Raw genomic sequence first — 24,976 nt, 5'->3', positions numbered from 1 at the left:
TTTGGAGAAGAAGATAATCATCGCAGGCTCCGGCGGACAGGGCATACTTTTTCTCGGCAGGATGCTCATGTCGGCAGCCATGCTCGAAGGCAGGGACGTCACCTGGTTCCCCTCATACGGCGCTGAAATGCGCGGTGGCACAGCAAACTGCACCGTGATCATCGCTGACGAAATGATCGGGTCTCCTGTGGTCACGACGCCGGATATCCTCATCGTGATGAACAGGGCATCACTTGAACGCTTCCTGCCGGGCCTCAGAAAAGACGGCCTGCTTTTCTATGACTCTTCGCTTATCCCGGGCAAGATAGCAAGGAAGGACGTCATTGCCGTCGCGGTGCCTTCAACCCGGATTGCAGGCGATCAGGACAATCAGAAGTCGGCCAACATGGTAATGCTCGGCGCCTTTATCGCAAAAACTGCATTGCTCAGACAAAAAACCATATTCAGCATATTTGAGGACAATGCCGACCCGAAAAAAGCGGCTGCTTTTTCGGCAAACCGAGGGCTTGTCAGAAAGGGGATGGACTGCATTGAAAATACGTAAGGCCCATATCAGCGATATCAGGGATATCCAGAAGCTCGTAAACGAATTCGCCCGCAAGGAGCAGATGATACCGAGGTCGCTCAACGAACTGTATGAAAACCTCAGGGACTTTGTGATTGCCGAGGATAAGAAGGTCATCGTAGGCGTCAGCGCCCTTCATGTGCTCTGGGATGATCTTGCCGAGGTGCGCTCGCTCGCCGTGAAAAAAGAGTTTCACAAAAAAGGCATCGGCAGAAAGATGGTTGAACACTGCCTGATCGAGGCAAAAGAACTCGGCGTCAAACGGGTCTTTGTCCTTACATACCAGCCAGAATTCTTTAAGAAATTAGGATTCAAGGATACGGACAAAGCAGAACTGCCGCAGAAGATCTGGGGCGACTGCATCCGCTGTCCCAAATTCCCGGAGTGCGACGAGCATGCACTCATCAGGAATGTGTAGTTTCGGGTAATGATCTTCTGCCTGTATGTCACTGCCCGTAGCCCCATTCGGACCGCCTGAGTCTGACTCCCTGCTCAGGGATAACCTCTCACTTTTTACTGGTGGGCTGAAGGATCTTCCGCTGCTCGATCTTGCCTGCGGCGATGGCCATAACGGCCTCGTCCTCGCTTTGAGAGATTTTTCCGTTGTCCTTGCGGACCGGTCAGATGAGGCCCTGAAGCAGGCCGCAGAGACAGCTGCATCGCTCGGCGTTCCCGTAACACTGAGGCATATCGATCTCGAACGGGAAAACAGCGATCCGTTTGAAAACGATATCTTCAGCGCAGTGCTTGTCTTTCGGTATCTTCATCGGCCGCTCATCCCCTTTATCAGAAAAGCCATCAGGAAAGGCGGTCTTCTTATGTATGAGACCTTTACATTAGAGCAGGCCCAATTCGGAAAACCGAAGAATCCTGATCATCTGCTTCAGCCGGGAGAACTGCGGTCATGGTTTCAGGATTGGGAGATCATTCATTCCTTTGAAGGCATTAAGAAAAACCCGAAGAAAGCAGTTGCACAGCTCATCTGCAGAAAACCGTAAAAAGCGGGAGACTATAGCATTTATGCCTTCTGTGCCTGAAGGCGCCTGCTGTTGGTGCCCTTCTCCTTGCCTTCGGCTCTGCTTCTACCTGGCACGGGGGCTTTCACCTCGTAAGTTCTGTGCCATGTCCGGCAGACACGCTGGCCGTAACAAGCGCGGGCAAACACGACTGAAAACACGCCGAGCTTGTTCCGCGTCTGGTTGAAAGCGGTGTTAGCAGTTCTTTGCTTCTATAAGTTTGCCGCTCAGGAATTTATGAATGATGCTGGAAACATACGTCTGATATGGCAAGCCTTCTGCTACTGCCTTGCGTTGCAGTTCGTTTAAATCTCTTTCAGAAATTCTTATGTTTAATCTTTTGTCTTTCTTTAGAGTGTTTTTTGCAAATTTCATCAGTTCTGCTTTTCTCTTTGACAGGTTTTTTACCGGTATCCACTCGCCTTTTTCAAAACTATCCAATATTTCCTGTTCTTCTTTAGACAATTTTGTCTTCATTTCTTACCTCCGAAATAACTTTCTGTTGCCTTTCTGCTCGGAATAATAGTTTTCAGGAATAGTTCTTCCACATCCTCAACATAAGGAACAAGATATGCATAATTATTAATTCCGATTACCATAATTCTCTGTTCCGGATATTTATTCTGATTCGGATGTTGGTAGTCATCCAAAATGTCGCCGTTTTCAATATAAAACACGATATCCTCAAAGCAAATACCCCTTGATGCTTTGAGATTAAGGCTTTTTTCGGTATTCCAGTTTATCAGCTTCATTCACTGACAGATTATCACATTGTGTGCAGTTTGGCAACCGCATTGATATTCTTAATATTATCCTATTTTCATGCCAATCGGGATAGGGGGAATGCAAGGCAGATGAGCCCATCAATTTTTTGAGAAAAGGGTTACAGATTTTACTTCCTCTCGAATGAGGAAGACCGTATTCATGTCCATGTGACCTGTGAAGCCGGGGAAGCAAAATTCTGGCTGGGGCCTATTGTGTCATTGGCACTATATCAATGAAATCATTAAAGCATGGCAAAAGCATTTCAGTAAGCGTTGAAAACATTACGTCATTTAGCATTTGACTCTATGCAAAGGAAAAGGAATATTTTCTCAGCTACAAGGACTACCCATTTTTTAGAGATCAAACTTTGCACGCCATTCAGGACGTTCAGCTGCTGCATGGTTATCATTTATACTGGCCTGAACTCGATGTTGATCTGGAGATCGACAATCTCGATAACCCCGAGAAATATCCCCTGCAGGATAAAGCTGCCATTTCGCCGGCAGACAAATCCGTCCGACATGCAGCTGCCCGCCGCTAATTTGGTGCAATAGGACGCAGAAGCGCCACGTCACGCACTCACCCTGCCCCGAACGAAGTCTTCAGTTCATGCCCCCCCTTTTTCTGCGCGTTCGCCACTGTCAAAAAGGTGATATAATGCAGCTGAACTATTCGCATGGTGAACGTCTATTGCCATCTGTTTGAGGGGTCAGACATGAAAAAGGAAGGACATATTTCGGAGAAGACGACGACAGACGTTGCTGTCTGTGGCAGCTTAAAAGATGACATCCAAAGACATATTGTATCCATTCTGGGCAATGACTACCGCACGCCGAGAAAAGACACGTTTTATAACGGACTGGCCTACTGCGTGCGCGACCGGCTTATTGAGCGCTGGCTGAATTCTCAGAGGTCATATTATAAAAGCGGGGCGAAAAGGGTCTATTACCTTTCGATGGAGTTTCTGCCGGGCCGGTTTCTGAAAAACTATATCCTGAACCTGTCCCTCGAAAAAGAATGCAGGGAGGCGCTCGAGGGCACCGATTTTTCCCTTGCAGATCTCGAGACCGAGGAGAATGACCCCGGCCTCGGCAATGGCGGCCTTGGAAGACTCGCATCCTGTTTTCTGGATTCGCTTGCGAGCCTGAACATTCCAAGCTATGGCTACGGCATCAGGTACGACTACGGCATCTTTTTCCAGAAGATCGTCAACGGCTGGCAGGTTGAACTCTGCGACAACTGGTTCAGGAAGGGAAACCCCTGGGAGATTGACCGCAGGGGTTTTCTGTACACAGTTAAATTCTACGGCCGGTCTGACCGCTACCTTGACGAGGCGGGAAATATGCGCTGCCAATGGGCAGATGCAGACACGGTAGATGCCATGGCCTGCGACATCCTCATCCCCGGCTACGGGACAGACATCGTCAATAATATGCGCCTTTGGGCGGCCATTTCGAGTTTCGAGTTCAATATGGAGTTCTATAATCATGGCGATTACATGAAGGCCATGGAAGTCAAGATGCTGAGGGAAAATATTACCAAGGTGCTCTATCCAAGCGATGAGATGGAGCAGGGCAGGATGCTGAGACTCAAGCAGCAGTATTTTTTTGTAGCAGCAACGTTTCAGGACATTTTCAGGAGGTTCAGGAAGCGCGAGACCCCCTTCAGCAAACTCCCAGAGATGATCGCGGTCCAGCTCAATGACACCCATCCTGCCATAAGCATTGCCGAACTGATGCGTCTGCTTTTGGACGAGGAGCGCCTCTGCTGGGAAGAGGCCTGGGACATCTGCGTCCGCACCTTTGCCTATACGAACCATACCGTGCTGCCCGAGGCGCTCGAAAAGTGGCCGGTCGAGATGATCGGAAAGCTGCTGCCCCGCCACCTGGAGATAATCTATGAAATCAACCACCGGTTCCTGCAGGAAGTCGAGCAGCGATACCCCTCTGACCTCGACCGGTTGGCAAGGATGTCGCTGATTGAAGAAGGGCCGCAAAAGAAAGTGCGCATGGCACACCTGGCAATCGTCGGCAGTCATTCCGTAAACGGCGTTGCTGAGCTGCATACGCGAATTCTGAAGACTTCCCTGTTCAGGGATTTTGATGAGTTCTTTCCCGGTCGTATCAGGAATGTAACCAACGGCATTACGCAGCGCAGGTGGCTGCTCCAGGCAAATCCTGGCCTTTCGGCACTTATTACTTCCCAGATCGGTAATGGCTGGATCACTGACCTGTATGACCTGAAAAAGCTCATCCCTCTTGCGGAAGACCCCTTGTTCCGCGCTGCCTGGCGGGAGGTGAAGAGGTCCAACAAGGCGCTGCTTGGCCAGTATATCCTTCGCAAGACCGGTATTGTTGTGGATGAAGAATCACTCTATGATATGCAGATAAAGCGTATTCACGAGTATAAACGGCAGCTCCTGAACATCCTTCATGTCATTACGCTTTACAATCGCCTCAAACATGATCCGCAGACAGACATGGTGCCAAGGACCGTAATTTTCTCCGGCAAGGCCGCACCAGGCTATTTCTTTGCCAAGCTGATCATCAAACTGGTCAATGATATCGCAAGGACTGTCAACAGTGATGCAGAGGTCAGCAGAAAACTGAAAGTAGTCTTTCTGCCAAACTACTGCATATCGCAGGCCGAGAAGGTGATACCGGCGGCTGACCTGTCGGAGCAGATATCCACAGCCGGCATGGAGGCCTCAGGGACAAGCAACATGAAACTGGCGCTCAACGGCGCCCTTACCATCGGCACGCTTGACGGTGCGAATATCGAGATCATGGAAGAGGTGGGACAGGAAAACATGTTCATCTTCGGAATGAAGATCGACGAAGTAAGCAGCATGCGGGTAAACGGATACAATCCGTGGGACTACTACCATAACGATGCAGACCTCAGAAAAGCTTTGGACATGATCGGCTGGGGCTTCTTTTCGTCTGAAAAGAAGGACCTTTATATGCCGATTTTCAATGCCCTGCTTCATGGCGGAGACCGTTACCTGATCCTAGCCGATTACCGCTCATATGTTCAGGCGCAGGACGCGGCCGGTGCTGCGTACCGCAACGCCGAGGACTGGTCGCGCAGGTCTATCCTCAATACCGCCAATATGGGGAAATTTTCGAGCGACCGCGCCGTAATGGAATATGCAGACAATATCTGGGGACTGAACAAGCGGTAACCGCCGTCTTACCGCTCACCCTTCCCTGAAGGACATCTTCAGCTCATAGACCCCTGCTTCGGCCCGCTGTTCAACGATAAAACCCATCTTCTGAAAAAGCTGGAGCATCGGCCTATTGTCCATCAACACCTCTGCCGTAAAGCCGTGAAGACCATTGCGCTTTGCCAGAAGCGTGATATAGCCAAGAAGCTCTGAACCGATGCCCTTGCTCTGGTGGTCGTCGCGCACAACAAAGGCGACCTCTGCGGTATGCGTCTTCTCGTCGATATAATACTGGGCCATGCCGACGATCGACTCCCTGCCTTCGCTTTCCCGTATGGCAAGAATGACCATCTCCCGCGTGTAGTCGATCACGACAAATTTCTGGAGCTGTTCATGGGGCATCGAATTCCGCGTCGAAATAAAACGGTGGTACATGCAGTCGGATGACAGATCATAGAAAAAGTCCTTCAGCAGCTGTTCATCGGTCATGCGCACGGGCCGCATCAGCAATACGAGACCGGCCTTCGTGGTCCGGTGCGCCTCAAACTCGGCAGGATATACCCCTGCCTCACCCGGAATAAAGGCCTGGTCCTCATAAATAAGATGAAGCTTCTTCGCCTCGTCGATCAGCCAGCTTCTGAATTTCGGATGCGCAATGGCGATGAGGTCCATGGCACGTTCCCTGATGTTCTTGCCATGGAGATAGGCAATGCCGTATTCGGTCACTACATAATGCAGATCACCACGGGTCAGGGTAACCCCAGCTCCTTCCGTCAGAAACGGCACGATCCTCGAAATCGCATCGTGTTCCGCCGTAGACTGGATGGCAAGGATTGTCTTGCCTCCTTCGGAGAGGATCGCTCCCCGCATAAAATCGGCCTGTCCGCCGATCCCGCTGAAAAAATACTTGCCGAGAGACTCAGCCGTTGCCTGTCCGGTAAGATCTATTTCAAGGGCACTGTTGATCGCCGTTACACGTCGGTTTCTCGCAATGGTGAGTGGGTTGTTCGTATAGCTTACCGGCCTGAACTCAATGCTCGGATTGTCATGGATGAACTCATAGGTCTCCCGCTTTCCCATGCAGAAGGCCGCAATCGTCTTATCACGGTTCAACTCCTTCAGGGAATTGTCTATGACCCCGCTTTTCATGAGTTCCATAATACCGTCCGTAAAGAGCTCGGTATGAACACCGAGATGCTTCTTATGCCTGAGATGCTCCAGGATCGCATTGGGGATGCTGCCATACCCCACCTGGATCGTGTCGCCGTCCTGAATGATCTGCGCGACAAATTTCCCGATGCGGCCGACGATCTCATCGGACACGACCGCACCAAACTCAAGCAGCGGTTCATCATGCGGCACCAGGAAATCAATATCTCTGATATGTACGAAGGTGTCGCCATGCACGCGCGGCATTTCGGCATTCACCTGGGCGATAACGACTTCGGCATTATCCACCGCGGACTTTACGATATCAACGCTTATGCCAAGGCTCACATAGCCGTGGGCATCAGGCAGTGAAGTCTGGATAAGGGCGATATCAATCGGGACGCGTTTTTCTTTAAAGAGGCCGGGGACCGCAGAAAGGAATATGGGGGTATAGTCGGCAAGCCCGGTATTGACCGCATCGCGCGCCGTGCTGCCGATGAAAAAAGAGTTGAACCTGAAATTGTCCCTATACTGCTTTTCCGCATAGGAGTTGACGCCGAGGTTCCATATCTGGAGAAGCTCCGTGTCGACAAACGCCTTCGGATGGGACTGAATATGCCTGATCATCGCCTGTACGAGGTACTGGGGCTCTCCACAGCCGGTGCCGATAAAGATCCGGTCGCCGGGATGTATATGACTGAAAATACGGACCTCAGGCACAAACTTATCCGGATAGTCCTTCCTCATTTCCTGCAGACTGGCATCATTGCCTTGAATGCTCATACACCCATCCCCCTCTGTGGTTTCAGTATAGCAGATGCCGGTTTCCCTGCCATTACAAATCATAATTCTTTGTTGGTACCAGCATTAAACATCTGCTATAGTCTTAGGCAATATCCTCGTGAATGAGATATGCCCGATCAGGGACGCTGGCACGGGACGTTTCGCTCCCTGCCGTCATTGCATAATTGACCGAGCGTTCCCCGAAGGACGAATTACCGGTTATTTTATCGACCAAAATGGCAGGCCTGCCCGTATCACGGAATGGGGAGTCTGCCCCAGGAGGCAGTTCATGATAAGAGTGATGTTTCTTTGCACCGGCAACTCCTGCCGGTCACAGATGGCAGAGGGGTTTGCACGGGTCCTCGGCAAAGGACTCATTGATGCCCACAGCGCCGGGCTGACGCCGACTGACGTAAATAGTCGCGCCACTACCGTGATGCGGGAACTCGGCATTGACATCTCCGAGCAGGAATCAAAGGAGATCGATCCTGACTTCCTTCTCTCCATGAACAAGATCATTACCCTCTGCGGCAATGCCGAAGCGTCCTGCCCCATGACCCCGCCTGATATCACACGTATCCACTGGCCGGTCGATGACCCTGCCTGTGCTGTCGGCACGGAAGAAGAGGTCATGGCTGAGTTTCGCAGGGCGCGTGATGAAATCAGACTGAAGATTGAAGAGCTCGTTGCCGGACAGATAAGCTGATTCTCGCCTCTTGATCGCATCCTGCCGGATAAGACTGCAGAATCCGGATGAAACTGTCCGCTCCTATCCGTTATCTTCACAACAGGTTCGTCGTCACAAAACCGGAGAATCCATATTGTGTTTTATCTGAAATGGGATATGATTAAACATAAGGGAGAATGTATAGCCATGTGCCAGATTATGCTCCACGATAAAGCGTAATGTCCTTATGACAATACGTGCGTCTCAAGAGCCTCAAGCAGCAATCAGCCCGAGTATTGATAATAGAAGGCTGTTGCTGCTTTTTGTCGGCCTGATGATCTGCTGGACTCTTTTTATCGCGGGACTGGTTTTCTGGGAGACCCGGAAAGCTGATTCCTTCGCCATAACACTGGCACAGACCGATGCCATTTCCACCTATAACAAAGACCTTGCCTATCGCAGATGGGCAGCCAGGCATGGCGGCGTCTATGTGCCGATAACGCGGGAAACCCCTTCGAATCCTCATCTGGCACATATACCGGAGCGGGACATTACAACGCCGTCCGGCAACAAACTCACCCTGGTAAACCCTGCCTATATGACCCGCCAGGTTCACGAACTCTCAGAAGAACAGTATGGGGTCCAGGGGCATATTACGAGCCTGAACACGCTTCGGACGGAGAATGCTCCGGACGAATGGGAAGCAAGGGCCTTACGGGCTTTTGAAGCGGGTTCAAAAGAAGTGTCTTCTCTTGAAATGATAGGGAACAAACGCTATATGCGTCTGATGCGGCCAATGGTCACAGAGGTTGGATGCCTTAAGTGTCACGGCCACCAGGGCTACCGGGTCGGTGATATCAGGGGTGGTATCAGCGTTTCCGTGCCGTTCGGGCAATATCACGACATAGCCCTGAGCACGTTATATCCGGTATATTGGGGATATACCGGAATATGGGTGGTCGGCATTGTCGGTCTCTGGTTTGCACAAAACAGACTCGGGCGTTCATTGCTCATGCGAAAAAAGGCTGAAGTGGCGCTGCGTGAGAGCGAGGAACGGTTTCGCATGCTGCTTCAGCATGTGCCCTCAGTTGCCGTCCAGGGGTACAGGCTCGATGGCACAACACATTACTGGAATTATGCCTCTGAACGGCTGTACGGATACACGGCAGAGGAAGCAATCGGGCGCAACCTGCTGGAGCTGATCATTCCTCCTGAAATGCGGGACGGTGTCAAAGAAGCCATACAGCAGATGGCCGAAAGCGGGCAGCCCATTGCCTCATCAGAGCTGTCTCTTTTGCGCAAGGATGGCTCGCGCGTGACAGTCTATTCGAGTCATGCCATCGTTCAACGCCACGGCCGGGATTCCGAGTTGTTCTGTCTTGATGTAGACCTGACAAAGGTCAAGGTGGCGGAAGAAAAGATCAGACGTTCACTCAAAGAAAAGGAAGTAATGCTGAAAGAAATCCATCATCGGGTGAAGAACAATATGCAGGTAATCTACAGCCTGCTGAATCTTCAGGCAAAGGGCGCAGCCGACGAGACAGTCCGCGCCCTGTTTGAGGAGAGCAGGGACCGGGTGAACTCGATGGCGCTGATTCATGAAAAACTGTACCGGTCAGATGATCTGGCCCATATCGACTTCAAAGACTATCTGCAGAGCCTCCTTGCCGGAATTGCGAGCACCTACAAGCGGCGTAACGTTGACTGTATCATAGAAATGGAACCCATTGCACTTGATGTAAACGTTGGCATCCCTTGCGGACTGATCGTAAATGAACTGGTCTCAAACAGCCTCAAGCATGCGTTTCCGGATGAGAAAAAGGGAACGGTTACCGTTGGCGTCAACAGAGCCGATAACGGCAGTCTTGTCCTGACCGTCTCTGACAACGGCATCGGATTTCCTGAAGAACTTGACTTCCGCAGCACCCAGTCGCTTGGCCTGCAGTTGGTCAATGTATTGGCAGGGCAGATACACGGGACGATCGAGCTGTCAAATTCCGGAGGCGCCAACTTTACCATACAGTTTCCTGAAACTTCAAAACGAAAAGGTGATCAGAATGGATAGGCAGCCGACAGAAGAGGCTTTGAATACCGAAACCAATGCACAAGTCAGTACAATAATGTTAGTTGAGGACGAATCCGTGACCGCGATGGATATCAAATCCAGCCTGGTCCAGCTGGGGTATGAGGTCATAGCGGTCGTAGCCAGCGGAGAAGATGCAATACGTCGGGCAGTTGAGCTGCATCCGGACCTGATCCTGATGGACATTACCCTTGCAGGTGACATGAACGGCATCCAGGCTGCCGAAGAGATCCGGAAGTCACTCGCCATTCCCATCGTTTTTTTAACAGCGCACGCCGATGCTGAAACGCTTGGACAGGCAAAAAAAGCTGAACCTTTCGGCTATCTCCCCAAGCCATCTACGATAGATACTCTGATGTCCACGATCGAGGTCGCCCTCCATAAAAGCAGGGCCGATAAACGTTTGAGAGAGACTGAGGAGCGATACCATACGGTAGCTGACTTCACCTATGATTGGGAATACTGGATCACGGAGCAGAACCGGATCATTTATATGTCCTCTTCCTGCAAGCGTATCACCGGCTATAGTTCCTCCGAGTTCATCGCCGACCCGGATTTACTGAGTCGAATCGTTTTTCCGGACGATACTGCCTCGTATGAAGAGCACCGAAACCATCGCACCGCTCTGCAAGAATATCAGGGACCGGAAGAACTCGAATTTCGGATTATCGACCGAAACGGCGATATTCGCTGGATACATCATGTGTGTCAGCCGATTCATGGCGCCGATGGCGTCTTTCGCGGCATTCGCGCCAGTAATCGTGATATTACCACCCGTAAGATCACTGAGGCCAACCTCGTGAGGGTAGCAAATGAGCAGCGGATCATCCTCGACAACCTGGGGGTAGGAGTCCTGTTTCTCAAAAACAGGAAGATCATCTGGACGAATAAGAGTCTGGCTGATATGTTTGGCTTTACGATTGACGAGGCAGTCGGCAACGATACGGAGATCTTCTACCCTGACAAAAAAAGTTATATCGAAACAGGGGAAAAGGGATATGCGGCTCTTTCCCGGGGTGAAGTCTTCACCGGCGAGGTGCAGATGAGCAAGAAAGACGGCTCCCTTGTCTGGTGCAATCTTGTCGGCCAGGCAGTAAATCCGGCAAACCTGGAAGACGGTGCGATATGGCTTCTCGAAGACATTACGGAGCGCAAGAATATGGAAACTGAGATCATAAAGGTGAGGAACCTCGAATCGCTCGGTAATCTTGCTGGCGGCATAGCCCATGATTTTAATAACCTGCTTCAGGGGCTGCTGGGCAATATAGACATGGCGAAGATCTACACCCCGGCGACGAGCAAAGCCTTCCCGTTTCTCAAAAATGCCGAGCTGGCATATCACGCTGCCATCAATCTGACCAATCAGCTCATTGGTTTTTCAGGCGGGGTCACGGCGGTCAGACAGACGATCCGGCCGCGTGAGCTTATCAGGGATACAGTTGATTACATCATGAGCGGTTCAGATATCAAGACGGTCTTCGATCTGCCGACCGACCTCCTTCCCATTTATGTCGATGCTTCTCAGCTTCGCCAGGTGATAGGGAATATTTCGCTCAACGCCAAAGATGCAATGCCCTCAGGAGGCGTCCTTCTGGTCAGCGCCTCAAATGAGACGGTCAAGCCCCAGGAAATTTCAGGCTTGGCGCCGGGAAGTCATATCAAAATCTCGATCAGAGACCAGGGCTGCGGCATCGCTCCTGAACTCCTGCCGAAAATATTCGACCCCTATTTTTCGACCAAAGAACGCGGGGCACAGAAAGGTATGGGGCTTGGCCTGACGGTCAGTGACGCAATCATCAGAAAGCATAGCGGCGTGATACGAGTTGATTCAGAAATCGGCAAGGGCTCTGTCTTCCATATCTATCTGCCTGCGGCTGTCACTGATGCAGAGACCATACTCATGCTTAAGGATGCGGCCAAAATCGGCCCCAGGATTCTGATCATGGACGACGAGTCATCGGTTAATCAGATCACCGTCGATTATCTGGAATTTATCGGGTACCGGGTAAAGGCTGTGATAAACGGCGATGAGGCGATCAATGCCTATGCAGCGGCAGGGAAAGCGGGAGACCCTTATGCTGCCATAATCCTCGATCTTTCAATACCCGGGGGTATGGGCGGACAGGAAGCGTTTGTTCAGATCCGTGATCTTGATCCGAAGGTGAAGGCAATCGTATCAAGCGGATATGCCAATGACCCCGTTATGGGCGAATATGCGTTATACGGTTACAGCGGCGCACTGGTAAAACCGTATCGTCTGGAGGCGCTGAAGGAGATGCTTGAAAAGATACTGGGCTGAGCATGCCAGCGGAAATAATGTTCGTTAGTCTTACTTCCTCCGCTGCGGGAAAATCCATGCTTAAGCCCCCGGATTTGATCATGCATTACATACAGAATTCACCGGTGCGGACTGTTTTCCATGCATTGCGGGTGTCATAATTCCCCTGCCGCGCCATTGACAAAAGTGCAGGAATTTTTTAAGATTTTGGCTCGTTCCAAGGAGGCTGGTTGTGCATTTTCAGGATCTCATACTCACACTTCATCAGTTCTGGGCAAAAAAAGGCTGTGTGCTGCTTCAGCCTTATGATATCGAGGTCGGCGCAGGGACCTTCCACCCGGCAACCTTTCTAAAGGTCCTCGGCCCCGAGCCCTGGAAAACCGCGTTTGTAGAACCTTCGCGCAGACCGACCGATGGAAGATACGGCGAAAATCCCAACAGATTGCAGCACTATTACCAGTATCAGGTGATCATCAAGCCATCACCTGCAGACTGTCAGGGAATCTATCTCGAAAGCCTTGAGGCGATCGGTGTTGATCCGACAAAACATGACATCAGGTTCGTTGAGGACGACTGGGAATCTCCGACGCTCGGCGCCTGGGGGCTCGGCTGGGAAGTCTGGCTCGACGGCATGGAGGTAACGCAGTTCACCTATTTTCAGCAGGTGGGCGGCATCGACCTCAAGCCCGTAACACTCGAAATAACCTACGGCCTTGAACGCATCGCCATGTACCTTCAGGGTGTTGACAATGTATATCAACTCAAGTGGAATAAAGACCTCCTGTACGGTGACATCCACCATATGACCGAGGTTGAAGGCTCCAAATATAATTTTGACCATTCCAATGCTGAACTACTGGCGCGCCATTTCGAGGACTGCGAACAGGAGTCAATCAGACTCAACAAACTCGGCCTTGTGATTCCATCGTATGAGTTCTGCCTCAAGTGCTCGCACCTCTTCAACCTTCTTGACGCGCGTGGCGCCATCTCGGTGACCGAGCGGACAAAATACATCGCCCGCGTAAGAAACCTTGCAAAGCTCTCTGCAGAGGCCTACAGCCGACAGAGAGAAGAGCTGGGCTACCCCCTTCTGAGGACTGATAAATGAGCAAAAAAGAGCTTATCCCCAACGGGCCATCAATACTGCTTGAAATAGGGTCAGAGGAAATTCCCTCCCGGTTTCTTCCCCAGGCGATACAGGACCTCACGGCAATAGCGGCCAGGACATTCGGAGAATATCGCATCGGTTATGCGGACATAGCGGTCTATGCAACACCGCGAAGACTTACTCTGATGCTTGACGGGGTTGCCGCATCGCAAAAAGATCAGGTAAAGGAAGTCTTCGGACCGGCAAAAAATGCGGCCTATGACCAGGAGGGCAAGCCGACAAAGGCAGCGACCGGATTCGCATCGTCTCTGGGGCTCTCCGTCTCTGACCTTACGCTTAAGCAGAAGGGCAAGGGAGAGTATGTGATTGCGGTTGTCGAAGAAAAAGGCATCGATACAAAAACGGTTCTTCCTGAACTTCTGAAAAAAATCATACTGTCGCTGCACTTCCCCAAATCCATGCGCTGGGGTAACGGCTCCATGACGTTTGTCAGACCCATAGCATGGGTCCTGGCCATTTCGGGGGCGGAGAAGATTGAGTTTGATATCGACGGCCTTAAGAGCGGCAATCAGACGAGGGGCCACCGGTTCCTTTCTCCTGCTTCCTTTCAGATTAAGGATATCTCTTCTTACCGGCATTTCCTTGAGACCAATTTTGTGCTCCTTGATCAGAACAAAAGGCGCGACTCGATCATAAAATCCATGGCTCAGCTCATTCAAAACTCAAGCCTGCAGGTCATCTCGGACGAAGGGCTTCTTGAAACCGTGAACTTTCTCGTCGAATACCCTGTGCCGGTGCTCTGCAGCTTTGACAAGGACTATCTCAAGCTCCCGAAGGAACTGCTTATCACGGTCATGAAAGACCATCAGAAGTATTTTGCTCTGCAGGATGCCGGCGGCTATCTTGCCAACAACTTCATCGTCATGAGCAACACCAAGGCAGAAAATGCCGAAACGGTGAGAATTGGCGCCCAGCGTGTCATCAAGGCCCGCTTTGACGATGCTAAGTTCTATTACAGAGAGGATTCGGCCAAACCGCTTGCCGACCGAATCGAAAGCCTCAGAAATGTCACGTTTCATGCCCGGCTCGGAACGCTCCTTGAAAAAACAGACCGGATTGCTTCGATTGCAGGGTTCCTTGCCGAAAAACTCTCCCCTGACCTGAAGGACAAGGCAGTCAGGGCAGCGCGTCTCTCCAAGACTGACCTCATCACCGGTGTGGTCAGAGAGTTCCCTGAACTGCAGGGCATTATGGGTAAATATTATGCCCATCACGACAGGGAGGAACGGGATGTCGCAGATGCCCTCGAGGAGCAGTATATGCCGAAGAGTTTTGGCGACAGAATCCCCCAGACGGAGATTGGCGCAATTCTGAGCCTCGCTGACAAGATCGATAACATTGCTTCGTTTTTTTCAATCGGCCTCATCCCTACCGGCTCTGAGGACCCCTTTGCCCTTAGGCGCCAGGCAATGGGCATCGTCGTGATATTCCTTGAAAAAGGATACGCTCTGAGCCTCCTGGACGTATTTGCCCATGCGCTCACTCATCAGCAAAAAGTTGCATCCCCTGAGGCAGTCATGGATTCTATCGCAAACTTCATGAGCCAGAGGACCGAGTTCATCCTCTCCTCCGCAGGTCATACCCAGGAGATCATCCGATCAGTGCTTCAGCTTTCTTTCACCCATCCCCTGCAGGGAATTACCGCAAGGATTGTGGCGCTTGCGACAGTGCAGGCAGAAGAAAAAGAAACCTTCGCTGAATTTCTCCTTGCTATCAAGAGAGTAAATAATATCGTGCCAAAGAACGCGCTTCCTTCTGCAAAGCCTGAACTGTTCCGGCAGGATGAGGAGAAGAACCTGGGCAGCAGCCATGCAGCGATGAAATCGGCAGTCGCACCGCTTCTGGCAGCGGGCGATTTTTCTGCTGCAATCAGGCAGATACTCCTGATAACGCCTGCGATCAACCGTTTCTTTGATAAGGTTCTGGTCATGGACAAGGACGAAGAGATAAAGATAAACAGGCTTTCCCTGCTTCGGGAGATATGGGAAACCGTAGCACCTGTAGCGGATTTTTCAAAATTTCAGTCATGATCGCCACAAAATATTGACATTTCTATCTGTTTTTTATTATTTTACTTAACTCTCATTTTTTCAGAAAGAAAGGTAAGAAGCAATAATGAAGACCCAGTTTGCAAAAAAAGGTGATGTTGAACGCAAGTGGTATGTCGTCGACGCCAGGGATGCCGTGCTCGGCAGGCTCGCCGTAAAAATTGCCGTCCAACTCAGAGGCAAGAACAAAGCGGTGTTCACGCCCAATGTTGACACAGGAGATTTTGTTATCGTCGTGAATGCGGACAAGGTCCGGCTGACCGGCAACAAGATGAACGACAAGGTTTATTATCATCACACTGGATATATCGGCGGGATCAAGGCCGAGACAGCCAAAGTGATGTTCGAAAAGCATCCTGAACGGATCATAGAAAAGGCTGTCTGGGGCATGCTGCCGAAAAACACCCTCGGCAAGCAGATGCTGAAGAAGCTGAAAGTCTATAAGGGAGCTGAGCACCCGCACAAGGCCCAGGCCCCGGAAATATTGCAGTAGAGGAGAAAAGATGGCAGAGATTAAATATAACAGCACGGGAAGAAGAAAAAATGCTGTAGCGCGGGTTATCATCGCGCCGGGCACAGGCAAAATTACCGTCAACAACAAGTCACTTGACGATTACTTCCATAGAGAGACTCTTCGCATGATCATCAAGCAGCCGATCGAACTCGTAGGGGTCACCGGCAAGCATGATATATCGGTCAAAGTTGCCGGAGGCGGCCTCACCGGACAGGCGGGCGCTATCAGGCACGGCATCTCAAGGGCATTGTTACGGGTAGATCTTGAAATGAGGGGCAAACTCAAAAAAGAAGGGTTTCTTACCAGAGATCCGAGAGAAAAGGAAAGAAAGAAATACGGTCTCGCAGGAGCAAGAAAGCGCTTCCAGTTCTCGAAGAGATAATTTTTCTTTCGATACGATACCAAAAGGCCCCGAATTTTCGGGGCCTTTTCTTTTTTGCCTGAACTTTTTTGAACATAGTGAGGTATGATTATAAAATGAACAAAGCAGTTATGAAGAAGCTGAAGGTCGGAATATGCGGGGCCAGCGGTTACACAGGTATTGAACTGCTCAGGATCCTTGCGCACCATCCTCATGTTGAGGTAACTGCCATCACCTCTGAAAAATCTGCGGGCAGGAAACTGCGGGAGGTATTTCCCTTCCTTTCTGCATACGGGGATCTTGCTTTCGAGTCTATGGACCGGGAAACGCTTCTCACAAAAGCAGACCTCTTCTTTCTGGCACTTCCCCACGGTGCATCCCAGGATGCAGTGCATTATTTCTACAGCATGGGAAAGCGGGTAATTGACCTGTCAGCAGATTACCGGATCGCTGACACAACAACCTATGCCAAGTGGTATGGCCTCCTGCATAATTATAAAGATACGCTTAAGAAAGCAGTGTACGGGCTTCCCGAGTGTTACCGGACAAAGATTCAGAAGGCGCGGCTCATCGCAAACCCCGGCTGTTATCCGACCAGTACGATCCTCGGCCTTATGCCTGCATTGAAGAAGCGGCTTATCGATGCCTCGACCCTTATTATAGATTCAAAGTCAGGCACAAGCGGAGCAGGCAGAAAGGCTGATCTTGGCATCTCTTTCTGCGAGGTGAATGAGGGGTTCAGGGCATATGGTCTTGCAACGCACCGGCATACACCCGAGATTGAGCAGGAAATCTCTACCCTTGCCGGCAAAAATGTGGCCGTTACTTTCACGCCTCATCTCCTGCCGGTTGATCGGGGCATTCTCTCGACGATTTACGCGAAGCTGACAAAGAAGATCGACACAACGACCGCATTAAGCATCTATCACAAGGCTTATATAAAAGAACCGTTTGTGAGGGTGCTTTCGGAGGGTGCTCTGCCTAACATCAAGAATGTCCGGGGATCAAACTGCTGCGAAATCGGACTTACGGTGAACCCAAGGACGAATACGCTGATTATCGTATCTGCAATTGACAATCTGGTCAAGGGGGCATCCGGCCAGGCGGTGCAAAACATGAACCTCATGATGGGATTCAGCGAAGCAGAGGGCCTTGCCCAGCCTGCCCTTTTCCCGTAGCTGCCTGTTTTTTCTCTGCTATGGAACAGATTACCGCAGCGAGCCATTCAGTTTTGCTGCGTGGGCAGATACGTTAAAGAATATTTCGTGAAGCACGATAACTGATCACCTACTTTGGGGAAGAATATGACACAGCACTACAGGATATTGATTGTTGATGACGAAGATGCAATTAAAGGCCTCTTGACGGCCTTTTTTGCCTCAATGGGACATCACTGCGACACTGCTTCGGACGGAGTCGAAGCGCTGAAAATGATATACGAAGCTGATTACGACACAGTAATTACCGACATAAAAATGCCGAATATGGACGGCATTGTCCTTACAAAGAATATGCTAAAAAGACAGCCAGGACTGTCTGTTATCGTGATGACCGGATTTGCAGCTGATAATTCCGAAGAGGACGCGATTGAGGCGGGAGCCGGTGATTTTATCACAAAACCTTTCACCTTACCCGAGCTTTCTGCAAGGTTCAACCGGCTCATGCGCGACCATAAGCTAAACAGGGAACTGCAGGACCTGGCCCATCTTGATATTCTCACAGGACTTCCCAACAGGGCGCGCTGCATGGACAGACTTGCCCAGGCACTCGAGATGGCAAAACGCTATAAGCATATGCTTGCCGTTCTCTTCCTTGATCTCGACCGCTTCAAAGAGATCAACGACACCTTTGGCCATGATACCGGTGATCTTCTGTTGAAAGAAGCGGCAGACCGTTTGACCTCATGCGTTCGGAAGGCAGATACGGTAGCCCGCCTGGGCGGGGACGAGTTCGTTGTGGTCCTGGCGCGCGTAGCTGAAGCGAAAGAAGCCGCCTCGGTGTCGGAAAGAATAATTAACGCTCTTTCCCTGCCATTTCAGATTGGAGCGCAGGAATGTTCGATCGGCGTCAGCATTGGTATAAGCATATTCCCTGCCGACTCCGGCTGCGCTGATGAATTGATAAAAAAGGCGGACAAGGCCATGTACTACGCGAAAAAGCACGACAAAAACAAATACTGCCATTATTCAGAACTCCCGGCAGACTGAAGACATTTAGACGGGCATAGAGTCTGTTTCGTCTGATCAGCAGCTTCTTTCTCCCATGAGACTCCTGAGAATCTCTTCAATTGTCCTCCTTTCGTGACCCTTCAATATTAATTTCATTTCATGCTCCGTTAATCTTTCTTTCATCTTCTTCGTATATTCTTATTACCGGTGGAGAGAACAGAAGGATCCTGTAGCATATGAAGGGAGGATTCATGAAGCGAATTATCAGCGTAAGCATCATTCAGGCACTATTGGTTTTTCTGCTTCTCTTGAGCCTTTTCGGAGCAAGCCTTGTCTTTTCTGATGTCATGCAGAGAGCGGCAAAGAACAGCCACGGCTCGGCAAGCTGCAACGCATCGGCGGTATAGACAACAGCAAGGCAGATATTGATCATATCTGAAATGGGAGGACAGAATTTTGCACTGCCTTTTCATTTTCAGGCTGCTCGGGTATACTTTTTATCCTTATGGCTCAACCCGGCGACGTAAATACACATCGCAGCATCGGCGTAATCTCCGACACCCACGGACTGTTACGGCCTCAGGCAGTCAGTGCGCTTGAAGGTTCAGACATTATTATTCATGCAGGTGACATCGGCAGTGCGGAGGTTCTCAAAACGCTGAAGGCAATTGCACCTCTGCTGGCCGTACGCGGGAACACTGACAACAGTTCCTGGATTAAAGACACCCCTGTCTCCGATACCATTCAATGGCGGGGGGTTCTTCTTCATATCCTCCATGACCTCTCAAGGCTGGATCTTGATCCACAGGCAGCTGGCATTCATCTGATTGTCAGCGGTCATAGCCATATTCCAGCCATTAGCAGAAGAGACGGAGTTCTTTATGTAAATCCGGGCAGCGCCGGACCACGCCGTTTTTCTCTTCCCGTCACTCTTGCCCGTATTACCCTGCAGGGAACGGACCTGTTCCCCGAGATCATCCACCTGGAGTAACAGGCTTCTCTCTATTTGAGGGGTATGGTAACAGTCAGGGAAAAGAGATTGCCATACGTATTGTTCACCCTGATATCTCCCCCATGAGAACGGATGATATATCGTGAGATATAGAGGCCAAGCCCTTTTCCTTCAATTCTTGCATTTTTGGTGTTCCTGCCGCGGTAAAAAGGATCGAAGATATGTTGCTGGTCAGTCCGATCAAGCGCCTTGCAGGTATTCGTAATCGTCATGGAGATCATCTTTGCATCCTTCTGGATAGTAATGCTGATAGAGCCGCCGTCGGGCGTATATTTAACGGCATTATCCAGGAGGTTTGCGATAGTCCTCCGTATTAGGGCCTCGTCACAGCGGCAGAGAGTCGCACCTGACTCCGAAAGCGTAAACTTGATCTGATGGTCTGCCATTGCTGCAGCATTCGTCCCGGCGACCTCAACAACGATTTTAACGATATCAACCTCATTTTTAAACAGGTCGAGGAGTTTGAACTTGGACGATGCAAGCAGATACAGGTTATTGAGCAGGCCGATAATGCGGTCAACTTCCCTCAGACTGAGCTGAAGCGTTTCCTTATAATCCTCAATAGACCGCTCCCTCCTGAGAGTGACTTCAAGATTGCCCTTCAGCGATGCCAGCGGAGACCGCAGTTCATGCGTAACGTTTGAGGAGAACGTCTCCTGGAAGGTAAAGAAATCGGATATTTGCTCCATCGCATGATTTACCAGAAAGCGGCTGGTCAGGTAAGAAAACAGGAACATTGCAGGCAGTGCTATCAGCATCATGTACAGAAAATTCTTCTGATATTTTCTTGTCTCCCGAAGTGACATGGCTGCCCGTCCCACATAGGTCCCATCGATCGGAAAGTATGAAATGAGGTAATCCGCTGAGCCGATCATCTGAACGATAAAGCCGTCCTTCCCGTCAAAGGCCCTTTTCAGCAGCACCTTATTGAGTTCAGGATAAAAATCCATCGTATTTCGGGAAGATACGATAATGGCCCCATCCCTGTTGAGGATCTGGAACAAATGCTCATCCCAGAGGTATTTAATCGGATCAAGACCAGACCGACGGTATTGGTCGAGGAACTCGCTCTTGATATCTTCTCTCATGTGACGCTTTGCTCCGCTCATGATGCTCTGATGAAGGAACACATAGCTGACAATCAGAATGATGGCATTGAAGATCAGTATGACGGAGGTAAATACGATCGCAAGCCGTCTTTTAGTGGGAACAATCATCGGGAATCCCCGGCGAAGCTCAGGTGTCTATCATATACCCGACACCCCGCACGCTTCGTATGAGGTTCAGGATATTCGCCTCGTCAAGCCTCTCCCTGAGGGACTTGATATGCACATCGACAATATTCGTATTGGGATTAAAATCATATCCCCAGACATTTTCGAGGATCTGAGTACGGGAAAGTACACGCCCTCTGTTCCTGAGAAGATAGACCAGAATAGCATATTCCTTCGGCCTGAGCAGGATCTCCTTGCCGTTGACAAATGCCCTGTGCGCAAGAGCATCGATCTTCAGGTCCCCGCACATGAGCTCGGTCAGCTTATCCTGTTTGCGGCGAAGGAGTGCCCGCACCCGCGCAAGAAATTCATCAAAGGAAAAGGGTTTGGTCATGTAATCATCGGCTCCGCTGTCAAGACCGGTGACCTTGTCATCGATCGTATCGCGTGCCGTGAGCATCATAACAGGCGACTGAATACCCTTATTCCTGATCTCCCTGCAGAGTTCAATGCCGCTCATGTTCGGGAGCATAATGTCGAGGATGATCATGTCATACTCGTTGACCGCAACGAGACCGAGGCCTTCTTCCGCATCGACAGCATGGTCGATCGTGTAGTGCTCCTCCTCAAGTCCTTTTTTGATAAAGTTCGCTACACCCTTTTCATCTTCAACCAGCAGTATTCTCATAGGTACTATTGTATCACAGTTTTCCTGATTTCATTTTCGCGAGGAACCTGATCGCTAAACGAAAGCGAAAAGGAGCATAACTCTGCAGCAGCCCCTCTTCTTCGCTCATCGCGCTAAAGACACTTACCACCTCGGCTCGTGCTTCCGGTCTTCACAAATTTCCCGTTCTTCGTCCCTGATCAGCCTGCCGTCCTCCCAGATCCTCTCATGGATAATCCTGCATCTGGTCCGTTCATTATAGCCTCGCGGCTCGGCATAATACCGTCCGCGGCGGTCTTCGGTGTAATACTCAACCGGTCTGTCATTATAATATGCCTCGCGTCCGCCCCGGTATCCGATATCGGCAATCGTGGCGCCCGTAATCGCGCCGATCAGACCTCCAATTACGCCGCCCCTCCAGGGATTCCTGTGGTCCAGTATCGCCCCCGCAGTTCCACCGACAGCGGCACCTGTACTCACACCCTGGGCATGATAGGGTGTGCATCCGAAAATCAGACTCCCCAGACTCAGCGTCATCACAAAACAGATTAGTATTTTCACGGAAATTCCTCCTTTTGATCATTAAACAGCGTAATCCTGCTTTGGTTTCATCTTACACACTTATGAGCAAAATTCAAATGAAATTTCTTTCATTGCCGCGTTCATTTCTGCATCATTTTTTGCGTTCATTCATAGTGATAATGCGACTTGACAGTCATCCAGGTATGATGTAGCATTTCAATATATACCTGATGTTGCGCTCAGACATCTTGAAAGAAGGAGGGGGTGAGAATAAAAAAGTGCAAATTGAGCTTTTCATTGTTGTTTCAGGCGAGCATCAAAGAGTGATATACAATAAGGTTTTCTAAAAGGAGAATAGTAATGAAAAGAATTATTCTGGTATGTGCTGTAGCATTAATGCTCTGTATAAGCGCCAATATGGCTGAGGCTTACGTATGGGGGACCGATTATCCCTATACCGGGGATTTCACAACGATTTATGACCGCTATAGCTGGGATGGCTGGACCCATCTGAACCTGACCATGAACGCAAATAATGCAACCGCTTCCGCCACCCAGATAGATCCTGACGGAATCCCCGATGCATATTATTGGGCAGACTATTATCCATCTTATTATGATCTGTATGTCTCTTATGATGGTTATAACTGGTATCATTACGGCGCATACTACCTGTAACGGTGGGACCGTCTTTCTGATGCGGGTATAATGCAGGGGATATCCTTATAATAGGTATCCCCTGTTTTTTATTTGGGAGCTGTCTGCTGTTTTATTTGCTGATTAAATAAATCTTTCAACTGACCGGGCACTTTGGCCTTGAGCTCCGGAGGCATTTCCTTATGAATGACTCCCGGAGGAAGACCGCTGCCGACAGGTTTATTCTCCAGGACCGAAATAAGGTCTTTTTTCGGCTGCGGGCCCGGCGCAACAGTCACCTTCGAGATTTTTCCCTGTGAGGATCGGGTGGCTGATATCCTTACCTCAATCCTGTCTTCACCTCTGACCATAACAACCCTGTCATGTTGAACTTCGGCCAGGGTATAGTTGCTCAATGACGTTCCAAGCATCACCGCCTGCTGCCTCTTTCCCCGCCCCGGACTGCTGCGGGGAGCTTTCCGGTCCTCCATATATGCGATTGCAGCTGAATCGGTTATCAGCGTACCGTAGAGCAGGAACTCAGGCTTTGCGGCGAGTTGTATGTTTTTTTGTTCTATCGGTATGTTCCGTGAAGGATGAAAAATGTTCTGCTCTGAAACCAGAAGATATTCAGCAGCCGGAGGCGGCAGAAACGGAACCGCCGCAGGAAAAGTCTGTGGGGGCGAGAGGTTGGGAGCAGCCTGCGGCAGTATTGCTTTCTCCCCGAGTGCCGGCAATAAAAATGAATTTGCCGATATAAATGCCACGCCCAGCAGGAGCAGATTAAGCACATTTATCTGTCTTATCGCGGATTTTATCATAATCAGTACGGATGCCAGGGACAACTGCCGTATCAGTATACATCAGCAGGACCCGGTCCTGCTTCCTATTGTAACCTGCTGATAAAAAGAACGCCAACGAGTTATTTCCGTTGACGTTTAATCCGACTTAGTGCTATATTGTGCATATGCACAATATAGGGATATTGCCTCATGTCACCCCGCTATAAAAAGCCAAGGACCTGCGGATGCACCTTCAAAGGAAAGGCCTTTAAACCAATCGGCATCCCCTTAGCGGAGATCGAAAAGATCATGATCTATCCGGACGAACTTGAATCCCTGAAGCTCTGCGATCTTGACGGTCTTTCACAGGAGGAGGCCGGCCGTACTATGGGCATATCACGGGGCACAGTACAGCGAATCCTTGCCGGTGCCAGACAGAAAACGGCATGCGCACTTACCCAGTGCAAGGCCCTCGTTCTTGAAAAATCAGTCTGCAACAAAGGAGAAAAGAAATGAAAGTATGTTTCCCGGTAAAAGACTCCCCCTCACTCGAAAGTGAGATCTATGGACACTTCGGCTCAGCCCCTTCATTCGTTCTTGTCGATACGGAGACCAGTGATCTGAACGTGATTGTCAATGCCGACCAGCATCATGCACACGGCATGTGCAGTCCGATCAGGGCATTAGGCGGCCACAAAATCGACTGTGTTGTGGTCGGCGGTATCGGCGGCGGCGCCCTTATGAAGCTCAACCAGTCAGGCATCAAGGTCTATAAGGCAGCAACAGGTACCGTGCGTGAAAACCTCACCCTATATACAGCCGGCCTTCTGCAGGCATTTACGCCAGGCCACGTCTGTGGCGGTCATGCAAATGGCTCGGCCTGTTCACATCACTAATTCTGGTATTACGAAGGAGACACTATGGCTAACAAAAAATTCATATTTATTATTACCCAGTCATTCGACAGGCCTGATCTCATAGCAGGTGCATTCCAGCTTGCAACGAACATGAAAGCCTTTGAAGCCGAAATTGACTTCTTTCTTATGGACAACGGCGCGCTATTGGGCAAAAAGGGTTTTGCAGAGACACTGACGTATCAGAAAAAGGACGAGTTCTCGCCACTTCATCAGCTGATGACAACACTTATTGAGGACTTTGACTGCAAGTTCTATATCTGTGCTTCCTGCGTAAAGCACTATGATCTGGATAAGGTTGAACTGATCAAAAACGCATCGGTCAAACCAGGATCATATTTGGGCGAGCTGCTGATGGAACGGCAGGGGCTCACGTTCTGATCTGTCAGTGGCCGGTCTTCCCATCGCCTGCATACAGCGGGCGTTTGGGGACATAACTCATATTCCTCAGCAGATAGGAATAAATCATGGTCGTCTCGAGCTTCTTATGACATAGGA

At 50.2% G+C, this 24,976-nt stretch carries 26 protein-coding genes and 2 pseudogenes; 21 read left to right on the top strand and 7 right to left on the bottom strand.

What is annotated here, in order from left to right; all coding sequences use genetic code 11:
- The first annotated feature begins 1 nt into the window (after position 1).
- From HZB31_09200 to HZB31_09190, 3 genes are read left to right on the top strand one after another with little or no spacing between them, the layout of a single operon-like run.
- Complete coding sequence (locus tag HZB31_09200; protein MBI5848107.1) at positions 2–544, top strand: 2-oxoacid:acceptor oxidoreductase family protein; 543 nt, start codon at positions 2–4, stop codon at positions 542–544.
- Positions 462–983 (top strand): N-acetyltransferase, encoded by a 522-nt coding sequence (locus HZB31_09195; protein ID MBI5848106.1) that lies wholly within the window; start codon positions 462–464, stop codon positions 981–983. Before HZB31_09200 ends, HZB31_09195 begins: the two co-directional genes overlap by 83 nt.
- A 25-nt stretch (positions 984–1,008) precedes the next feature.
- Entirely contained in the window at positions 1,009–1,563 is a 555-nt protein-coding gene (locus HZB31_09190) for a class I SAM-dependent methyltransferase (protein ID MBI5848105.1), read from the top strand.
- Between the two features lie 213 nt (positions 1,564–1,776).
- Here the strand turns inward: HZB31_09190 and HZB31_09185 are convergent, their stop codons facing one another.
- Entirely contained in the window at positions 1,777–2,058 is a 282-nt protein-coding gene (locus HZB31_09185; GenBank protein ID MBI5848104.1) for an antitoxin, read from the bottom strand.
- Positions 2,055–2,333: a BrnT family toxin gene (locus HZB31_09180; protein MBI5848103.1), complete on the bottom strand. Its 279-nt coding sequence runs from the start codon at positions 2,331–2,333 to the stop codon at positions 2,055–2,057. The genes HZB31_09185 and HZB31_09180 overlap by 4 nt, the downstream gene beginning before the upstream one ends.
- A gap of 102 nt (positions 2,334–2,435) precedes the next feature.
- On the opposite strand from HZB31_09180, the pseudogene HZB31_09175 reads away from it, so the two are divergent.
- The 3 genes and pseudogenes from HZB31_09175 to HZB31_09165 all read left to right on the top strand — a co-directional run bounded on the left by HZB31_09175 (position 2,436) and on the right by HZB31_09165 (position 5,530).
- Positions 2,436–2,582, top strand: a pseudogene (locus HZB31_09175) (DUF4160 domain-containing protein).
- 80 nt (positions 2,583–2,662) lie between these two features.
- Positions 2,663–2,887, top strand: a pseudogene (locus HZB31_09170) (DUF2442 domain-containing protein).
- Between the two features lie 174 nt (positions 2,888–3,061).
- A complete protein-coding gene (locus HZB31_09165) occupies positions 3,062–5,530 on the top strand; it encodes a glycogen/starch/alpha-glucan phosphorylase (GenBank protein MBI5848102.1) in 2,469 nt (822 codons plus the stop codon).
- A 15-nt stretch (positions 5,531–5,545) separates the two neighbouring features.
- Here HZB31_09165 and HZB31_09160 read toward each other — a convergent pair whose 3' ends face one another.
- On the bottom strand, positions 5,546–7,444 hold the full coding sequence (locus HZB31_09160; GenBank protein ID MBI5848101.1) for a GNAT family N-acetyltransferase: 1,899 nt from the start codon (positions 7,442–7,444) through the stop codon (positions 5,546–5,548).
- Between the two features lie 289 nt (positions 7,445–7,733).
- Here HZB31_09160 and HZB31_09155 point away from each other — a divergent pair, with 289 nt between their 5' ends.
- From HZB31_09155 to HZB31_09105, 11 genes are all read left to right on the top strand, one after another.
- Positions 7,734–8,150 (top strand): arsenate reductase ArsC, encoded by a 417-nt coding sequence (locus HZB31_09155; GenBank protein ID MBI5848100.1) that lies wholly within the window; start codon positions 7,734–7,736, stop codon positions 8,148–8,150.
- A gap of 208 nt (positions 8,151–8,358) precedes the next feature.
- Positions 8,359–10,176 (top strand): DUF3365 domain-containing protein, encoded by a 1,818-nt coding sequence (locus HZB31_09150; GenBank protein ID MBI5848099.1) that lies wholly within the window; start codon positions 8,359–8,361, stop codon positions 10,174–10,176.
- A complete protein-coding gene (locus tag HZB31_09145; GenBank protein MBI5848098.1) occupies positions 10,169–12,493 on the top strand; it encodes a response regulator in 2,325 nt (774 codons plus the stop codon). The genes HZB31_09150 and HZB31_09145 overlap by 8 nt, the downstream gene beginning before the upstream one ends.
- 211 nt (positions 12,494–12,704) lie before the next feature.
- A complete protein-coding gene (locus HZB31_09140) occupies positions 12,705–13,580 on the top strand; it encodes a glycine--tRNA ligase subunit alpha (protein ID MBI5848097.1) in 876 nt (291 codons plus the stop codon).
- Positions 13,577–15,670, top strand: coding sequence for a glycine--tRNA ligase subunit beta (locus HZB31_09135; protein ID MBI5848096.1), 2,094 nt, complete (start codon positions 13,577–13,579; stop codon positions 15,668–15,670). The genes HZB31_09140 and HZB31_09135 overlap by 4 nt, the downstream gene beginning before the upstream one ends.
- Positions 15,671–15,755: 85 nt before the next feature.
- On the top strand, positions 15,756–16,181 hold the full coding sequence (gene rplM, locus HZB31_09130; protein MBI5848095.1) for a 50S ribosomal protein L13: 426 nt from the start codon (positions 15,756–15,758) through the stop codon (positions 16,179–16,181).
- Positions 16,182–16,191: 10 nt separating this feature from the next.
- Positions 16,192–16,584, top strand: a complete 393-nt coding sequence (gene rpsI / locus HZB31_09125) for a 30S ribosomal protein S9 (protein ID MBI5848094.1) — start codon at positions 16,192–16,194, stop codon at positions 16,582–16,584.
- 110 nt (positions 16,585–16,694) lie between these two features.
- The gene (locus HZB31_09120) at positions 16,695–17,741 is read left to right on the top strand and encodes an N-acetyl-gamma-glutamyl-phosphate reductase (GenBank protein ID MBI5848093.1); all 1,047 of its coding nucleotides are present in this window, start codon (positions 16,695–16,697) and stop codon (positions 17,739–17,741) included.
- 126 nt (positions 17,742–17,867) lie between these two features.
- Positions 17,868–18,770 carry a diguanylate cyclase gene (locus HZB31_09115; GenBank protein MBI5848092.1) on the top strand — a complete coding sequence of 301 codons (903 nt, stop codon included), beginning with the start codon at positions 17,868–17,870 and terminating at the stop codon, positions 18,768–18,770.
- Positions 18,771–18,982: 212 nt separating this feature from the next.
- Positions 18,983–19,138 carry a hypothetical protein gene (locus tag HZB31_09110; GenBank protein MBI5848091.1) on the top strand — a complete coding sequence of 52 codons (156 nt, stop codon included), beginning with the start codon at positions 18,983–18,985 and terminating at the stop codon, positions 19,136–19,138.
- A gap of 98 nt (positions 19,139–19,236) precedes the next feature.
- On the top strand, positions 19,237–19,722 hold the full coding sequence (locus tag HZB31_09105; GenBank protein MBI5848090.1) for a metallophosphoesterase family protein: 486 nt from the start codon (positions 19,237–19,239) through the stop codon (positions 19,720–19,722).
- Positions 19,723–19,733: 11 nt separating this feature from the next.
- Here the strand turns inward: HZB31_09105 and HZB31_09100 are convergent, their stop codons facing one another.
- From HZB31_09100 to HZB31_09090, 3 genes are all read right to left on the bottom strand, one after another.
- On the bottom strand, positions 19,734–20,960 hold the full coding sequence (locus HZB31_09100) for a GHKL domain-containing protein (protein ID MBI5848089.1): 1,227 nt from the start codon (positions 20,958–20,960) through the stop codon (positions 19,734–19,736).
- A 19-nt stretch (positions 20,961–20,979) separates the two neighbouring features.
- Entirely contained in the window at positions 20,980–21,645 is a 666-nt protein-coding gene (locus HZB31_09095) for a response regulator transcription factor (GenBank protein MBI5848088.1), read from the bottom strand.
- Between the two features lie 123 nt (positions 21,646–21,768).
- Positions 21,769–22,161, bottom strand: a complete 393-nt coding sequence (locus HZB31_09090) for a glycine zipper 2TM domain-containing protein (protein ID MBI5848087.1) — start codon at positions 22,159–22,161, stop codon at positions 21,769–21,771.
- 345 nt (positions 22,162–22,506) lie between these two features.
- Between HZB31_09090 and HZB31_09085 the strand changes: the two genes are divergently transcribed.
- On the top strand, positions 22,507–22,824 hold the full coding sequence (locus HZB31_09085; GenBank protein MBI5848086.1) for a hypothetical protein: 318 nt from the start codon (positions 22,507–22,509) through the stop codon (positions 22,822–22,824).
- Between the two features lie 68 nt (positions 22,825–22,892).
- Here the strand turns inward: HZB31_09085 and HZB31_09080 are convergent, their stop codons facing one another.
- Positions 22,893–23,573 carry a hypothetical protein gene (locus HZB31_09080; GenBank protein MBI5848085.1) on the bottom strand — a complete coding sequence of 227 codons (681 nt, stop codon included), beginning with the start codon at positions 23,571–23,573 and terminating at the stop codon, positions 22,893–22,895.
- Positions 23,574–23,774: 201 nt separating this feature from the next.
- On the opposite strand from HZB31_09080, the gene HZB31_09075 reads away from it, so the two are divergent.
- From HZB31_09075 to HZB31_09065, 3 genes are read left to right on the top strand one after another with little or no spacing between them, the layout of a single operon-like run.
- Positions 23,775–24,080, top strand: coding sequence for a DUF134 domain-containing protein (locus tag HZB31_09075; protein MBI5848084.1), 306 nt, complete (start codon positions 23,775–23,777; stop codon positions 24,078–24,080).
- Positions 24,077–24,460, top strand: coding sequence for a diguanylate cyclase (locus HZB31_09070; GenBank protein MBI5848083.1), 384 nt, complete (start codon positions 24,077–24,079; stop codon positions 24,458–24,460). The genes HZB31_09075 and HZB31_09070 overlap by 4 nt, the downstream gene beginning before the upstream one ends.
- Before the next feature lie 24 nt (positions 24,461–24,484).
- Entirely contained in the window at positions 24,485–24,859 is a 375-nt protein-coding gene (locus tag HZB31_09065; protein ID MBI5848082.1) for a DsrE family protein, read from the top strand.
- Positions 24,860–24,976 lie beyond the last annotated feature (117 nt).

The sequence above is a fragment of the Nitrospirota bacterium genome (assembly GCA_016235245.1).
Taxonomy (GTDB): domain Bacteria; phylum Nitrospirota; class Thermodesulfovibrionia; order Thermodesulfovibrionales; family UBA6898; genus UBA6898.
Note: the sequence above shows the minus strand (reverse complement) of the source record. Positions and strands in the feature narration are given on the sequence as shown.

What these genes read in the sequence shown, in the direction of transcription:
- HZB31_09195 (MBI5848106.1), top strand. Translation starts at nt 462, where the DNA reads ATGCCGACCCGAAAAAAGCGGCTGCTTTTTCGGCAAACCGAGGGCTTG.
- HZB31_09190 (MBI5848105.1), top strand. Translation starts at nt 1,009, where the DNA reads ATGTCACTGCCCGTAGCCCCATTCGGACCGCCTGAGTCTGACTCCCTG.
- HZB31_09185 (MBI5848104.1), bottom strand. Translation starts at nt 2,058, where the DNA reads ATGAAGACAAAATTGTCTAAAGAAGAACAGGAAATATTGGATAGTTTT.
- HZB31_09180 (MBI5848103.1), bottom strand. Translation starts at nt 2,333, where the DNA reads ATGAAGCTGATAAACTGGAATACCGAAAAAAGCCTTAATCTCAAAGCA.
- HZB31_09165 (MBI5848102.1), top strand. Translation starts at nt 3,062, where the DNA reads ATGAAAAAGGAAGGACATATTTCGGAGAAGACGACGACAGACGTTGCT.
- HZB31_09160 (MBI5848101.1), bottom strand. Translation starts at nt 7,444, where the DNA reads ATGAGCATTCAAGGCAATGATGCCAGTCTGCAGGAAATGAGGAAGGAC.
- HZB31_09155 (MBI5848100.1), top strand. Translation starts at nt 7,734, where the DNA reads ATGATAAGAGTGATGTTTCTTTGCACCGGCAACTCCTGCCGGTCACAG.
- HZB31_09150 (MBI5848099.1), top strand. Translation starts at nt 8,359, where the DNA reads ATGACAATACGTGCGTCTCAAGAGCCTCAAGCAGCAATCAGCCCGAGT.
- HZB31_09145 (MBI5848098.1), top strand. Translation starts at nt 10,169, where the DNA reads ATGGATAGGCAGCCGACAGAAGAGGCTTTGAATACCGAAACCAATGCA.
- HZB31_09135 (MBI5848096.1), top strand. Translation starts at nt 13,577, where the DNA reads ATGAGCAAAAAAGAGCTTATCCCCAACGGGCCATCAATACTGCTTGAA.
- rplM (MBI5848095.1), top strand. Translation starts at nt 15,756, where the DNA reads ATGAAGACCCAGTTTGCAAAAAAAGGTGATGTTGAACGCAAGTGGTAT.
- rpsI (MBI5848094.1), top strand. Translation starts at nt 16,192, where the DNA reads ATGGCAGAGATTAAATATAACAGCACGGGAAGAAGAAAAAATGCTGTA.
- HZB31_09120 (MBI5848093.1), top strand. Translation starts at nt 16,695, where the DNA reads ATGAAGAAGCTGAAGGTCGGAATATGCGGGGCCAGCGGTTACACAGGT.
- HZB31_09115 (MBI5848092.1), top strand. Translation starts at nt 17,868, where the DNA reads ATGACACAGCACTACAGGATATTGATTGTTGATGACGAAGATGCAATT.
- HZB31_09110 (MBI5848091.1), top strand. Translation starts at nt 18,983, where the DNA reads ATGAAGCGAATTATCAGCGTAAGCATCATTCAGGCACTATTGGTTTTT.
- HZB31_09105 (MBI5848090.1), top strand. Translation starts at nt 19,237, where the DNA reads ATGGCTCAACCCGGCGACGTAAATACACATCGCAGCATCGGCGTAATC.
- HZB31_09100 (MBI5848089.1), bottom strand. Translation starts at nt 20,960, where the DNA reads ATGATTGTTCCCACTAAAAGACGGCTTGCGATCGTATTTACCTCCGTC.
- HZB31_09095 (MBI5848088.1), bottom strand. Translation starts at nt 21,645, where the DNA reads ATGAGAATACTGCTGGTTGAAGATGAAAAGGGTGTAGCGAACTTTATC.
- HZB31_09090 (MBI5848087.1), bottom strand. Translation starts at nt 22,161, where the DNA reads ATGACGCTGAGTCTGGGGAGTCTGATTTTCGGATGCACACCCTATCAT.
- HZB31_09085 (MBI5848086.1), top strand. Translation starts at nt 22,507, where the DNA reads ATGAAAAGAATTATTCTGGTATGTGCTGTAGCATTAATGCTCTGTATA.
- HZB31_09075 (MBI5848084.1), top strand. Translation starts at nt 23,775, where the DNA reads ATGTCACCCCGCTATAAAAAGCCAAGGACCTGCGGATGCACCTTCAAA.
- HZB31_09070 (MBI5848083.1), top strand. Translation starts at nt 24,077, where the DNA reads ATGAAAGTATGTTTCCCGGTAAAAGACTCCCCCTCACTCGAAAGTGAG.
- HZB31_09065 (MBI5848082.1), top strand. Translation starts at nt 24,485, where the DNA reads ATGGCTAACAAAAAATTCATATTTATTATTACCCAGTCATTCGACAGG.